Source organism: Bartonella sp. 11B (assembly GCF_002022625.1).
Lineage (GTDB): Bacteria > Pseudomonadota > Alphaproteobacteria > Rhizobiales > Rhizobiaceae > Bartonella > Bartonella rochalimae.
The window spans coordinates 1,204,584-1,219,436 of record NZ_CP019783.1; the positions used below are offsets into that span (position 1 = coordinate 1,204,584).

Consider the following 14,853-nt stretch of genomic DNA (forward strand, 5'->3'; position numbering starts at 1 on the left):
TATTTTGTAACCAAGAGCTCTGATTTATGAGAGTTCAATACTAAAAAAATCAAAATAAAGATATCCTATACCTCAAACCTTCTGCTCCCAACGATAATCTTCAGTTTGCTGCCAATAAGTTAAATTATAATTTTTTGTTTTATAGTCTTTCCACTGTTCACGAATAAGATTCAATTGCGTATCATTATGACCATCAAACATAATCACAAGTCGTTGATAAATATCAACATCTGAACAAACCGCTCCGTCTATAAGAAAGCGTACTTTTGAATCATTCGGATTTTCTTGTCCTGTAGTAAGAAACACAGGCTGCAAATCTGGATACTTATCATATTCTGTCCCATGCCCAATAAATGATTCATCGGCATAAACCCATAAACAAGTATCTATAAAATTGCATTGTTCTTTATTCATACATTGTATTGTTATTCTACCAAAACGCTTCAATGCACGCTCTACTAACACAGGCAAAGTCTCTTTTAAAGTTGACTTTGTTAAATGATAGAAAAGAATATCAACCATTTTAATCCTCAATATTTTTCATTATAAAGTGCTATTAGAGCTTCAGTATTTTGATACGATAAAGTAAGTTAGAATTAAAATCTCGTTTTATTCTAATGATTATATTCTGAAAAAATAATGCCATATATTAATATTTATAAAATCATATTATTCTCGTACAAGTCAGAAAATAGAATTATTATAGCTGCAATCATAGCTTTTCTTTTTGCATTTTTTAATAGAATTTTTCTTTTACGTATCATGCAGCTAATTTATATAACTTTTAAAAAGGAATTTTTATTTACCCCTAATCCCATTTCTTTAAAACATCCACAAATATAAAAAGCCCTTAGAACAGTGCTCTGTTTATAGAATAACAAGCTAACATCACCATTATATTTTACTAATTCCTAATATTATAATTTCGTTGTATTTAGATATTGCAGACAAAACATCTTGCATCCTTTCTCAAACAGATTTTATTCATATACTAGTCTCGTTACGTAATGCATACATAAAACATCTTGTTAATTAAAAATCAGAGAGACTGGAAACTTATTATTCAAAATAATAAATAAACTGCCTGTATGACTATAATCATTTTCTATTGCTCATAGGAAAGATGCACAAAAAAACAGTCTTTAAATTTTGACTATATGTTTAAACTTAACGCATTATAGAATATCACTTTTGAAGTGAAAATTGAGGATAATATTTATTCTATGCGGATTTTTGAATTATATATATTAAAACGCATTTTTATTCTTTTTAGTGCTGTGCTGCTTGGAGCAGTTGGCATCAGTTGGACAGTACAAATTCTTGCACGAGTCAATTTTCTTACAACAAATGGGCAAACATTCTTAACAATTTTATATTTTTCATCTCTATTAATTCCTTCTGTTACTTCTCTTATCATGCCATTCGCATTAGTTGTTGCAATTACAACCATCCTTTTGACAATGAATCAAGATTCAGAATTAGCTGTTATCAGCGCCTCAGGCATATCCAAAAATATTGTTTGGAAGCCAATTCTTCTTTTAGCAATTCTGGCTTCATTTACTTCCTTTTCCATTACTAATTTTATTGCCCCTCACGCGCGTCTTAATATGCGACAAATATTAGCAAGTTCTCATTCCGATCTTATTAGTCTTTTCATTCGTGAAGGTAGTTTCCAAGAATTAACTAAAAATCTTTACATAGAAATTGGTGAACGAAATGCAAACGGAACCATTGGCCGTCTTTTCATTGCTGATCAGCGCGATCCTCAGCTTGGACTTTTTTATTATGCAACAAAAGGAGCTATTGTTAACAATAAAAAAGGTAAATTTTTAATCCTTAATGATGGCGAAATAGAAAGAATTGATTATAAAAATGATAATGTTTCAATTATCAAATTTAGCTCCCATACTTTTAGTCTAAGCGAATTTATTCCCAATAAGAAAACACCTAATATTTATCCTAAAGATCGGCCTCTTTCTTATTTATTCAACCCCAATCCAAGTGATCCTCATTATCAACGAAAACCGCTTCAATATAGAGCTGAGTTGCATCGTCGTTTCACAGAATGTCTCTATCCTATTGTTTTTGCATTAATTGCAATAGCCATAGCAGGAGATGCACACTCATATCGACAAGCGCGTATCTCTGCGACTTTTTCTACAATTACTTTTTCCTTATTGATTTATTGGTTAGGATACTTTTTTGCACGGAAAACAGAAAATAACCCTTCTTATATTCCACTACTTTATGTCATTCCAATAGGAATAAGCTTGCTTACCTTTTTTATGCTACTAAAAGACTATAAAATTGGTATCCTTGAAAAATTTAATCATGTCATTCAAACAATTTTTCAAAAAATTATAAAAAATTGATTTACAAAAATAATTCTTCTTTTATTCAAACTGAATTATAGCTCACATTCATGATAGTGAATCAATATGGAAACGATTAATAATAGCTAAGTTTCCTACTATGCATTTTTTTATCTTTAATCTCAATGTAGCAGTACTTTATTATACCAAGGAATTTTCTATAGATAACACCGATACAAAATACAGAAAACTGATTAAATCTAAATTATAATTATAGGAAGTTATCATTTCTGACAAATTACAAGATCTGTTTTTATATAAAGTAGATTATGCAAAATCTTTAAAATTGTCAGTATCTAAAATTTTAGATTATGTAAAATCATTTATACACTATAAATCAAAGTGATAATAAATTAGTAAAATTTCAAACTACTGAATTCTTAATTAATGCTTTTTTATATTGTAGTAGAATATATCATGCACTTTACGAACTCTCATGATAAAGCTTACTTCGCATTTCATTGAATATTCGCATGCATCATGATATCTACACATCAAAACTCTTACTATCTCTCGGATAAGGTATCATGATTGGATTGACGCTCGGACGATATTTTTTCATGCTTTATCTTAAAACAGTCTGTTTTTTCCTCTTGGGTGTCTTTATTCTCGTCCTCTTAATCGACTTTACAGAAAACTCTAGCAAACTAGCGTTACTTCCTCATTATACAGCAAAAGGAGCATTCCTTATTTCATTGCTGCGAATTCCCTTAATTATGCAACAACTCTTTCCCTTTATTGCATTATTTTCTGCAATAACAATGCTTATCTCCCTTAATAAAAAACTTGAACTTGTTGTTGCTCGTTCAATCGGTATTTCCGCATGGCAATTTCTCGCACCAGCTTGTTTTGGAGCTTTTCTTTTCGGATTATTCTCCATTCTTTTCATTAATCCACTAGCTGCATGGAGCTCTTCCCAAGCAAAAAAAATGATAGCAGAATGGCGTAGTAATAGTGCCCAAATATCTACCACTGACACGCGTATTCCATGGTTAACACAACACACAAATTTAGGAAGAATAACCGTTGGTGCTAAATCAATCATATATCAAGATCTTTCTCTTATTGATGCAACCTTTGTACAATATAATGAGAATGCAACAGTAAAAAACTGGATTAATACTAAAAAAGCAACATTGACAGATGGTGCTTGGTTATTAACAAATGGGACAATCTATAAGATAGGACAAACTCCTGAAAAATTTACTGAATTACGAATAAAAACTCACTTAAAGCCTGAGTTTTTAACTGAATATTTAACCGATCCTATAACTATTCCATTTTACACCCTACCAAAAAAAATTGCTGTTGCACGCTCACTTGGTTATTCTGCCAATAAATTTGATATGCATTTACAATCACTGATTGCTTTACCAATGTTACTTGTGGCAATGACTCTTATTGCAGCAACTGTATCACTAAAAATTCCACGCTTTGGACAATCGAGAACATTAATTCTTGGTGGTGTAATTGCAGGATTTATACTTTATGTTATTTCTATGCTCGTTCGAAGTTTTGGTAACGCTGGTTACATTCCACCAATCATTGCTGCTTGGGTACCAGTTATAGTGGCATTGTTTTTTGCAATATCCTTTTTACTTTATACAGAGGATGGTTAAGTAAAAATGTTAGCAAATAAAAGGAGAATTTTTAAAACACTGAGAATATTGGTTATAAAAAGCCTCATCAGTTTTTCTGGAGGTGTTCTTATCTCTCATTCTACAATAGCACAAATAGCACAAAATTCTAATCCTTTTTTTCAAAATCATCCACAGAATACAAAAAGTCCTTTCTTACTCTCTGCTGATAAACTTATTTACAATCGTGATGCAAACACCATTTCTGCACAAGGAAATGTCCAAATTGAATATGATAGTAATAAAGCCGTCGCTCAAAGAGTCACTTACAATCAAAAAACAGGACGTGTCATAGCTCAAGGAAATGTTAAGATTACTCAAAAGGATGGAAATAAAATCTATTCTCATTATATTGATATGACAAAAGACTTTGGAGAAGGATTTGTAAATTCTTTACGTATCAAAACAACGAATAATACATACTTCACAGCTGAAAATGCTAATCGTAACAGGAACCAAATAACAATTTTTAACAATGCTATTTATACAGCATGTGAACTTTGTCATAACAAATCAGATGGTGCAGTTTCGTGGCAAATCAAAGCAAAAAAGATCATATGGAACAATGTCAAAAAAACAATTCGATTTGAAAATAGCTATTTTGAAACTTTCGGCATCCCAATTTTATATTTTCCAACGATTGAACTTCCTGATCCAACAGTAAAACGTATAAGTGGTTTTCTTGCTCCTCGCTTTTTTTATGCTGATAATCTTGGTATTGGCGTAAAAAACTCTTATTTCTGGAATCTCTCACTCTACAATGATTTCACACTTTCTGCTACAGTTTATACAAAACAAGGACTTTTAAATGAAGGTACATGGCATCAACGTTTAAAAACAGGCTATTATAACATCCATTTTGCTCATATATACCAAACCAATCCTTACAACTTCGATAATGATAGAGTTGATTCACAAAATACTAATCGTTATATGATAGCAACAAGAGGTAATTTTCGTATTAATTCGCGGTGGATTTACGGCTGGGATGCCTTTGCACAGTCAGACAGAAACTTTAGTCGTACATACAAACTTGAAAATTATAGCGACCCTGTAAAAATTTCTCAGTTTTATTTAAATGGTCTTGCAGACAAAAATTATTTTGACATGCGTTTTTACCATTTCAATATCCAAAATTCACTGCTTAAAAACACCCTCAACGATCGTCATTCCCAGCAAGCATGGGGCCTACCTATCATTGATTATTCTTTGACACCAAATAAATCAATTTACACTGGAAATCTTACCTTCCGTAGTAATATACAATCAATTTATCGTCGTCATAATGACTTTAATAATACACATTTGCCAGATTACCCTAGCAATACTCTTCAACTCTCCGGTATAGCTGGAAACAGTTTTCGTTTAACAAACGAACTAGAATGGAAAAAACGTTTCAATACCAAAAATGGTTTAATATTAACGCCTATCTTTGCCTTACGAATTGATACAAGTGCAATAAATACTCACAATAACTATATTGCTAGCATAGAAAATGTCTCTTCGAAAAATTTTAATATTGCTTCCTCAACAATTCGTAGTATGGCAACAGCAGGCTTGGAGTTACGGTATCCTCTTCTTATTACTACTGAAATATCCACACATATACTAGAGCCAATAACACAAATTTTTATACGCAATAACGAACAATATGTAGGACAATTACCAAATGAAAACGCGCAAAGCCTTGTATTTGATACAACCACCTTATTTCAACGAGATAAATTCTCTGGTTATGATCGTGTAGAAGGCGGCACAAGAGTAAATATAGGTCTTAGATATTCCGGAAGTTTGAATAATAATTGGTCACTTTATGGACTTATTGGACAATCATTTCATCTCGCAGGAAAAAATTCGTTCGCAGAGAAAGACTTTGTCAATTTAGGTGCATACTCTGGTCTTGAAACAGCACACTCAGACTATGTGACAATGTTTGAAGCAAATCATACTCATGGCTTTTCTATAGCATCTCGTGGACGTTTTGATAAAACAACAGGGAAAGTCCGCCGTAGTGAATTAGAAGCATCACAAAAATGGTCTAATCTTTGGACGTCTATGCAATATGCTTATATTTCACATCAACAAAATGATGAATATACACAAGATCAGCAAGAGATTTCTTTTCAAGTGGGACTTAAATTTTCCAACTATTGGTCAATTAATAATAATGCTAGTTATGATTTAATATCTAATGCTTTTGTAAAACAAGGAATAAATCTAAGTTATATAGATGAATGCTTTGGAATAACGATTGGTTATCAACAGGTAAAAAATCCAGAGAGAAATATGACTTTTAAAAACTTTAATGTTTCTTTTTCATTACGTACTATCACAGCTATTGGCAAAAAAATAAAATCAGATTTATAATAGAAAGTATATCAATCTTAACTTATCATTGTTTTTATGCAGAAAAACATATATTTTGGGTAATAGATGAAAATTGATTGTAAAGGTTTACTTATATGAATATACTAAAAAATAGTGCTCTTGCTTTATTTTGTATCACTTCTTTGAGTGTAAGTAGTTTATCCGTAAGCACATTTTTTACATCACAAGCTTTTGCACAGACTTCAGTTGTCGTTACAGTTAATGGTAGCGCTATTACAAATTATGATATTCAAAGGCGTATTGCTTTTCTTAAATTGCAACAGAAGCAAGGAAATCTTGCCACACAAGCTAAAAATGATCTTATTGATGAAGTCCTTAAAAATAATGAAATAAAACGGCGAAATATTGAAGTTAGCACAGATGAAGTTGAGAATGCTTTTGAAAATTTTGCCGCACAAAATAATATGACTGTTGATCAACTCAATCAAATGCTCACTCAAACTGATGTCACGGTAGAACACTTTAAAGCATATATTTTGGGGCAAATGGGCTGGGCACGTCTTGTTAATGCGCGTTATCAAGCTGAAGGTGGAGTAATTACAGAACAAGAAGCCTCACAGAGAATATTAAAAAATGGCGGTGTCAAACCTTCAACAAACGAATATACACTACAACAAATTATTTTTGTTATTCCTGAACATCGGCGGTCAGCAATTCTAGAAAAACGTAAAAAAGAAGCAAATAAGTTCCGTGCCAATTTCCAGGGATGTAATAGCGCTAAAAACCAGGCAAAAGGTATTTTAGATATTACTATCCGTCATTTAGGAAAATTTTTGGAACCTCAACTGCCTCAAAATTGGGAAAAAGCTATCCTTGCAACGCCAGCTGGAAAAATGACTAACTTTCAAGAAACGCAGAATGGTATTGAAGCAGTTGCTGTCTGTCAAATAAAAAGAGTTTCTGACGACCGTGTGGCTCGGCTTATATTTTCCATCCAAGATCATCAAAAGAAAGATATTCCCCAACTTCTTGAAGCTCTCAGTGAAAAGTATTTAAAAGAATTGAGACAAACAGCACGTATTCAAAATTCATAATGGCTCCGCTAATCGTTAGTAGTGGAGACCCGGCAGGAATTGGTCCTGAGATTGTTATAAAAACGTGGAATATGCGTAATATACGTCAAATTCCACCTTTTGTTCTTTTAGCCGATCCTGAAATTATTCATTCGCGTGCTCGTTTTTTACAACTTAATATTGATATAAAATCTGTTTCTACTCATAATCCTGTAGAAAATTTTTCAACATCTCTTCCTATAATTCCCTTAAAAAATCGACAAAGTGATCAACTAGGATTATCTTCACCGGATAATGCTGCTGGAGTAATTGAATCAATTGAACGCAGCGTTCAATTGATTCAAAGGGGTCAGGGATGCGCACTAATTACTTGCCCTATTGCAAAAAAAAGTCTTTACGATTTTGGATTTCACTTCCCAGGTCATACTGAATTTCTTGCTCATCTTGCTCAAAAGTTTTCCAATAAACAATATCATCCAGTTATGATGTTGGCTGGACCTCAATTAAAAACGGTACCAATTACTATTCATATTCCACTTAATAAAGTTTCTTCATCTCTTACATGTGATTTAATTATTAAAACTGCATTAATTACTGAAAATGATTTAAAAACCAGATTTGCAATAAATTCACCACGCTTAGCTATTGCTGGTCTGAACCCTCATGCTGGAGAAAATGGTGCAATAGGAAAAGAAGAAGAAAAAATTATTATTCCCGCTATTGAATATCTTAAAAAAAGAGGACTGAATATTATAGGTCCCCTCTCTCCTGATATAATGTTTCATGAACGTATAAGGCAAACATATGATGTTGCTCTTTGTATGTACCATGATCAAGCTATTATCCCTGTTAAAACATTAGACTTTGATACTACTGTTAATGTTACCTTAGGATTACCTTTCATTCGCACTTCCCCAGACCATGGCACTGCTTTTGATATTGCAGATAAAAAAATAGCTTCTCCTGAAAGTTTTATTGCTGCTCTTAAACTTGCAGACCAACTTGCAAAAAACAATCCAATCATATGCTAATAGATAATCTTCCTCCTCTCCGTAACGTCATCAGTAAATATAAGTTACAAGCTAATAAGTCTTTGGGACAGAATTTTATTTTCGATCTTAATTTAACAGCTAAGATTGCTCATCAAGCAGGCAATATAGAAGGAAAACCTGTTCTTGAAATTGGTCCTGGTCCTGGTGGTTTGACTCGCGCCTTACTTGCAAAAGGCGCTATTGTAACAGCGATAGAACGTGACGAGCGTTGTATGCCAGCTCTTTTAGAAATAGAAGAGCACTATCCACAAAAACTCAAGCTTATTTTTAATGATGCATTAAAACAAGATTTTCCAAAGCTTTTTGAAGCATATCCGGAAAAACCGCGAATTATTGCAAATCTTCCATATAATATTGGAACACAACTCTTATTAAATTGGCTTTTAACAAAATCATGGCCCCCTTTTTATGAGTCAATGACTTTAATGTTTCAACGTGAAGTCGCAAAGCGTATTACAGCAACTGCTCAATCTCCTTACTACGGTCGTCTCAGCATATTGACTGGTTGGCGTAGTATTGCAAAAATCGCTTTTGATATTCCTCCTCGAGCCTTCATACCAGAGCCAAAAGTAACTTCTTCCGTTGTTCACATTATTCCACGCTTACAACCTCTCGCTTGCTCTACACAAAAATTAAGCCTCGTCACAAAAATTGCTTTTGGACAAAGGCGTAAAATGCTGAGACAAAGTCTTAAAACTATTGGAGGTGAAACACTTTTAGAAAAAGCTGGTATTGATGGAACACGCCGAGCGGAAACACTTTCTATTTCTGAATTTGTAACTTTAGCTAACCTAATCACTTAAAGAAATAGAATCCTTATTAATTTAAAGATTCTCTTAAAATGATAAGCTATTAATCAATTTTTTCAACAATAAGCTCATCAATAAAAGACTCAAGAAAACGCTTACGTTTCATTGTTTCTGCTAAATATATCGATTTAATAAGCAATAACGACTGATTCAAATCTTCGTTAATTACAACATAATCGTAAGAGCGCCATTGCTGAATTTCTGTTCTTGCATTGTTTAATCGCAAATTAATAATATCTTGGCTATCTTCTGCTCGACGATGTAAACGAGCAACAAGCTCCTTCATTGATGGAGGAAGAATAAAAACAGAAACAGTATCACCCGGCATTTTTTTTTGAAGTTGTTCAGTCCCCTGATAATCAATATCAAACAACATATCCCGACCAGCGTTCAATGCATTTTCAACACTTTCACGTAAAGTTCCATAATAGTTCCCATGAACTTCTGCCCACTCAATAAACTCGTCTCCTGCACACTTACGTTCAAATTCTTTTTTCGAAATAAAATGATAATGAACACCATCTACTTCACTAGGGCGCCTTGCCCGCGTTGTCATACTGATAGAAAGCTCTAATTGTTGATCTTTTAGAATTAACCGCGAAATTGTTGATTTGCCAGCACCTGAAGGAGAAGAAAGAATAAATAGAAAACCGCGACGTTTATTTTTTTTTGAGCACTCAATTCATTATCAAATAATGTCATACTGTTACTTTTTTCAAAATTTTCTAAATATGAATTCTAAATTTAAGAAGATTTACTATTTTTCTAACGCCCGCCATTTACGAACGTTTGCATTATGTTCCTCCAAAGTTTTAGAAAAAACATGTCTACCTGAACCGTCGGCTACAAAATAAAGTGCATCACTTTTCGGAAAACTTGCCACTGCCTTTAAAGAATCGCGACCTGGATTTGCAATAGCTGTTGGTGGCAACCCATCAATTTTATAAGTATTATATGGCGTTTCTCTCTCAAGATCTGACTTATAAATTGGACGATCTACAGGTTTACCTTTTCCACCAAAAATGCCATAAATTACCGTTGGATCAGATTGAAGACGCATACCCTTAGCAAGACGATTATAAAATACTGCAGCCACTTGCGGTCTCTCTGCTGCAATCCCTGTTTCTTTTTCAACAATTGATGCCAATATAACAAACTCATCAATAGACTTGATGGGTAAATCTGGGGAACGAGTAGCCCATATTGCATTAATTAATTTTTTTTGTTCTTCACATAACCTTTTTATAATTTCGACACGTGTTGTGCCACGAATAAAATGAACAGTATCCGTCACCAAACTGCCTTCTGGAGGTAAAACTTCCGGAAGATCACCAATCAAAATTTCATTGGCTGATAACCGGTCAAATACTTGTTGAACCGTTAAACCCTCAGGCACTGTAAAACTATATTCAACAGACTTTCCTTTTACAAGAATATTCATAATATCATGCATCGAAGCATACGCCGGAATTAAATATTCACCGGCTTTAAGACGGGTTGTGTTTTGGTAATAACCAACCCCATAAATAAAAATATCAGATGATCGAATAAGACTACGTTTTTCAAGCAATGATGCAATTTCACGAATTCCTTTTCCAGAATCAATAAGAATAACTTGTTCTTTCTCAGCAATCCCTTTACCCTCAAAAATGTTCTTTACAATATAGAGAGGAATACCAACAACTAAAAGAACAACCACAACAAGCGTTAGAAAAAAATTACCGAGAATAATAAACGGATTGCGCAAAATATGCGATCTTTTCCGTTTTTCATGTAACAATCCATTATTATTTGGCGGATAACTTAATGAAAAGTCATTTATATTCTTCAATGATGACTTACTTTTTGCATCAAACATAACCTACTAACCTTAATAATTTCAGGTATTTTACTAATAATTTCTCACTCAAATCTTATAGTCAAAAAGCTCATCAAGGCAGCCATAACAAATGAAACTACTTAGTTATTCACTAAAACGCCGCATTACTAAAGATGCGTTTGTTCCACCAAAACCAAATGAATTAGAAAGAACTATATCAATTTTTCTCTCACGTGGTGTATACGGCACAAGATCAATTTTTGTTTTAACAGATGGATTATCAAGGTTAAGTGTTGCTGGAGCTATATTATCCCGTATAGCTAAAATACAAAAAATAGCCTCAGCTGCACCAGCTGCACCAAGTAAATGCCCAATAGATGATTTAGTTGATGACATTGATACCTTCAACGCATGATGACCTAAAACACGCTCAACAGCAGCTAGCTCTATAACATCAGCCATCGTTGATGTACCATGAGCATTAATATAATCAATATCGCTCACATTCACTTGCGCACGCTTAAGAGCCAATATCATACTACGCTGCGCACCTTCACCACTCTCCGAAGGAGCTGTAATATGATAAGCATCACCAGACAAACCATAACCAATCACTTCTGCATAAATGCGAGCGCCCCGCTTTTTTGCATGTTCAAGCTCTTCCAAAACAACAACAGCAGCCCCTTCACCCATAATAAAACCATCACGATCGGCATCATAAGGACGTGATGCACGCTCAGGTTCATGATTATACCCGGTAGAAAGAGCTTTACAGGCAGCAAAACCAGCAAGAGATATGCGATTAACTGGAGATTCAGCCCCCCCTGCTACCATCACATCTGCATCACCTAATGCAATTAAACGAGTTGCATCACCAATTGCATGAGCACCGGTCGAACAAGCTGTTACAACCGAATGATTAGGACCACGTAGACCATATTTGATGGAAACATAACCAGAAGCAAGATTAATCAAACGGCCTGGAATAAAAAAAGGAGAAATTCGCCGTGGACCTTTATCACGAAGTGTATAACCAGCCTCAACAATGCCCTCAACACCACCAATACCAGAACCAATCATAACACCCGTCTGTATCTGCTCTTCATCACTTTTGGGAAACCATTCAGCATCTGTAAGTGCCTGATCAGTAGCAGCTATTGCATAAGTAATAAATGCATCAACCTTACGCTGATCCTTAGGCTCCATATGTAAATCAGCATTATATGTACCATTTGTTCCATCCCCTAAAGGAATACGGCCAGCAATTTGACATGGTAAATCAGCCACCTCAAACTCAGTGATGCGTCGAATACCACTTTTCCCTTCAAGAAGCCGCTTCCAACTCCATTCAACATCACTAGCGAGTGGAGATACTAATCCCAAACCAGTAACAACAATACGTCTCATGTTTCTAACCTTGAACCACCCACCTCTAGAAACCATATTGTCAAAATATGCCCTAAACTAAAAAATCAGGCAAAAGCATAAAATACTTTTGCCCTTTAAGTAAGATTATAGAGAAGCTTTATCAATAAACTTCACTGCGTCACCAACTGTGAAGATTGTCTCAGCAGCATTATCCGGAATTTCTATACCAAACTCTTCTTCAAAAGCCATCACAAGTTCAACCGTATCAAGGCTATCTGCTCCTAGATCATCGATGAAGCTAGCATTTTCTACGACCTTATCTGCGTCAACTCCGAGATGCTCTACGATAATCTTCCTAACGCGCTCTTCTGTATCACTCATATTGAATCCTCGAATTATATTGTTTTCCTGTACTTGGTTAGCGATATAAGTTCATATAATCAAGTAATAGATGCATTGCTCCAAAACTTTAGCGATAAAACATAGAACATTCCGTGAATATCTCCTCTTAAATGTACTAAATTGATACCCTGATAAGTCGAACAATTACCATACTTAAAGAAATAAACTTACTGTTTTATTTCATTTATCGTTATCTAAAATAATAATGATTATAAATCAATGTAGAATACAGCAAATACTCAAATCATTGCCATACCACCATTGACATGTATTGTTTGTCCAGTCACATATCCTGCCTCATCACTCGCTAAATAAACAACTGCAGAGGCTATTTCTTGCCCTATTCCCATACGCTTCATTGGAATTGTAGCCATAATTTTTTCTTTCTGCTTTTCATTCAATTGATCAGTCATCGCGGATTGAATAAATCCTGGAGCAATACAGTTAACTGTTATATTTCGCGATGCAACTTCTTGTGCCAATGACTTTGAAAATCCTATTAAACCAGCTTTCGCAGCACAATAATTCGTTTGTCCAGGATTACCAACAACACCAACAATAGAAGTTATATTAATAATACGTCCATAACGCCGCCGCATCATATTATATGTTAGCTCACGTGTTAAAGTAAAGGCAGCTGTCAAATTCACTGCCAATACATCATCCCAATCCTGATCCTGCATACGTACAAAAAGACCATCTCGAGTAATACCAGCATTGTTAACAAGAATATCAATTCCATCCATCTCTTTCTCTGCTGTTTTAGCCAATTGCTTGACAGCATCACAGTTAGAAAGATTAGCGGGGAAAATAAAAGTGTCTTTACCAAGATCTACAGCAATTTCTGTGAGTCTTCCTTCACGCGTTCCATGCAACCCAACAATAACTCCTTGTGCATGTAAAGCACGAGCAATTGCTTCACCAATATTTCCTGATGCTCCTGTTACAAGAGCTTTACGACCTGTTAATTCAAACATTTTTTAGACTCCTTAAGATTAAACACCTAGCACTTGTAATGCTGATTCAATTTCCTCAGCCGTACCAATTGTCAAACCATTAATATCCTTATTAATACGGCGCGCTAAACCTGTTAATACTTTTCCAGAGCCAACTTCAAAAAGAACATCAACCTTATTAGCTCCAAACCATTCGATTGTTTCACGCCATCGCACCCGCCCAGTAACCTGTTGAAGAAGAAGCATAAAAATACGTTCCGGATCACTTTCTGGTGTAACAGAAACATTCGCAACAAGCGGAACAACAGGTGCTTTTTTATTAACAGCTCTAAGGGCGTCTTTCATCGCATCAGCAGCAGAACTCATCAAAACTGAATGAAACGGCGCTGATACAGAAAGAAGCAATGTACGTTTAGCTCCTTTTTGTGAAGCAATCTTGATAGCTGACTCGACAGCTTTTGCTTCACCTGAAATAACAATCTGTCCACCGCCATTATCATTAGCGATTTGACACACTCCCTCTCCTAAAACGAACTTGCAAATTTCTTCAACATCTTGCTCATTCAAGCCAATAATTGCCGCCATTGCACCTTCACCAACAGCAACAGCTGTTTGCATAGCATTTCCCCGAATCCGTAAAAGTTTTGCTGTATCAGCTAAACTAAATGTACCAGCAGCACAAAGTGCCGAATATTCTCCTAAAGAATGGCCAGCAACAAATTTCACCTTCTTTGCTATATCAAATCCCAACTTTTCCATGACACGAATAATTGCCATAGACACGGCCATCAATGCTGGCTGTGCATTTGCCGTTAATGTCAAAACCTCTTCTGGTCCTTCAAAAATAATTTGTGATAATTTCTCACCTAAAGCATCATCAACTTCCTCAAAAACCATGCGTGCTTCAATAAATTGCTCTGCAAGTACTTTTCCCATACCAACAACTTGGCTTCCCTGTCCTGGGAAAGTGAATGCTGCTACCATCATCATCTCCAAAATTAAATTTTAGATTTATCTTCTTTTCAACCAATTCAATA

At 34.6% G+C, this 14,853-nt stretch carries 12 protein-coding genes and 1 pseudogene; 6 read left to right on the top strand and 7 right to left on the bottom strand.

What is annotated here, in order from left to right; all coding sequences use genetic code 11:
• Positions 1-72 precede the first annotated feature (72 nt).
• A complete protein-coding gene (locus Bho11B_RS05165; RefSeq protein ID WP_035007277.1) occupies positions 73-522 on the bottom strand; it encodes a DNA polymerase III subunit chi in 450 nt (149 codons plus the stop codon).
• 701 nt (positions 523-1,223) lie between these two features.
• Between Bho11B_RS05165 and lptF the strand changes: the two genes are divergently transcribed.
• The 6 genes from lptF (at position 1,224) to rsmA (ending at position 9,265) form a co-directional block, all read left to right on the top strand.
• The gene (lptF, locus tag Bho11B_RS05170; RefSeq protein WP_035007424.1) at positions 1,224-2,372 is read left to right on the top strand and encodes an LPS export ABC transporter permease LptF; all 1,149 of its coding nucleotides are present in this window, start codon (positions 1,224-1,226) and stop codon (positions 2,370-2,372) included.
• A 527-nt stretch (positions 2,373-2,899) separates the two neighbouring features.
• The gene (lptG, locus tag Bho11B_RS05175) at positions 2,900-3,991 is read left to right on the top strand and encodes an LPS export ABC transporter permease LptG (RefSeq protein ID WP_078673829.1); all 1,092 of its coding nucleotides are present in this window, start codon (positions 2,900-2,902) and stop codon (positions 3,989-3,991) included.
• Between the two features lie 6 nt (positions 3,992-3,997).
• Entirely contained in the window at positions 3,998-6,376 is a 2,379-nt protein-coding gene (locus Bho11B_RS05180) for an LPS-assembly protein LptD (RefSeq protein ID WP_078673830.1), read from the top strand.
• Positions 6,377-6,471: 95 nt separating this feature from the next.
• Positions 6,472-7,431 (top strand): peptidylprolyl isomerase, encoded by a 960-nt coding sequence (locus Bho11B_RS05185; RefSeq protein ID WP_078673831.1) that lies wholly within the window; start codon positions 6,472-6,474, stop codon positions 7,429-7,431.
• Complete coding sequence (pdxA, locus tag Bho11B_RS05190) at positions 7,431-8,441, top strand: 4-hydroxythreonine-4-phosphate dehydrogenase PdxA (protein WP_035007271.1); 1,011 nt, start codon at positions 7,431-7,433, stop codon at positions 8,439-8,441. The genes Bho11B_RS05185 and pdxA overlap by 1 nt, the downstream gene beginning before the upstream one ends.
• A complete protein-coding gene (gene rsmA / locus Bho11B_RS05195; protein ID WP_035007270.1) occupies positions 8,435-9,265 on the top strand; it encodes a 16S rRNA (adenine(1518)-N(6)/adenine(1519)-N(6))-dimethyltransferase RsmA in 831 nt (276 codons plus the stop codon). The genes pdxA and rsmA overlap by 7 nt, the downstream gene beginning before the upstream one ends.
• A gap of 49 nt (positions 9,266-9,314) precedes the next feature.
• Here the strand turns inward: rsmA and gmk are convergent.
• The 6 genes and pseudogenes from gmk to fabD all read right to left on the bottom strand — a co-directional run bounded on the left by gmk (position 9,315) and on the right by fabD (position 14,800).
• Positions 9,315-9,973 (bottom strand): annotated as a pseudogene (gmk, locus tag Bho11B_RS05200) (guanylate kinase).
• 55 nt (positions 9,974-10,028) lie between these two features.
• Positions 10,029-11,129: an endolytic transglycosylase MltG gene (mltG, locus tag Bho11B_RS05205; RefSeq protein ID WP_078673833.1), complete on the bottom strand. Its 1,101-nt coding sequence runs from the start codon at positions 11,127-11,129 to the stop codon at positions 10,029-10,031.
• 105 nt (positions 11,130-11,234) lie between these two features.
• The gene (gene fabF / locus Bho11B_RS05210; protein ID WP_078673834.1) at positions 11,235-12,497 is read right to left on the bottom strand and encodes a beta-ketoacyl-ACP synthase II; all 1,263 of its coding nucleotides are present in this window, start codon (positions 12,495-12,497) and stop codon (positions 11,235-11,237) included.
• A gap of 105 nt (positions 12,498-12,602) precedes the next feature.
• Complete coding sequence (locus tag Bho11B_RS05215; RefSeq protein ID WP_035007265.1) at positions 12,603-12,839, bottom strand: acyl carrier protein; 237 nt, start codon at positions 12,837-12,839, stop codon at positions 12,603-12,605.
• Between the two features lie 260 nt (positions 12,840-13,099).
• Complete coding sequence (gene fabG / locus Bho11B_RS05220; protein WP_078673835.1) at positions 13,100-13,837, bottom strand: 3-oxoacyl-[acyl-carrier-protein] reductase; 738 nt, start codon at positions 13,835-13,837, stop codon at positions 13,100-13,102.
• 18 nt (positions 13,838-13,855) lie between these two features.
• Positions 13,856-14,800, bottom strand: a complete 945-nt coding sequence (fabD, locus tag Bho11B_RS05225) for an ACP S-malonyltransferase (RefSeq protein ID WP_078673836.1) — start codon at positions 14,798-14,800, stop codon at positions 13,856-13,858.
• Positions 14,801-14,853 lie beyond the last annotated feature (53 nt).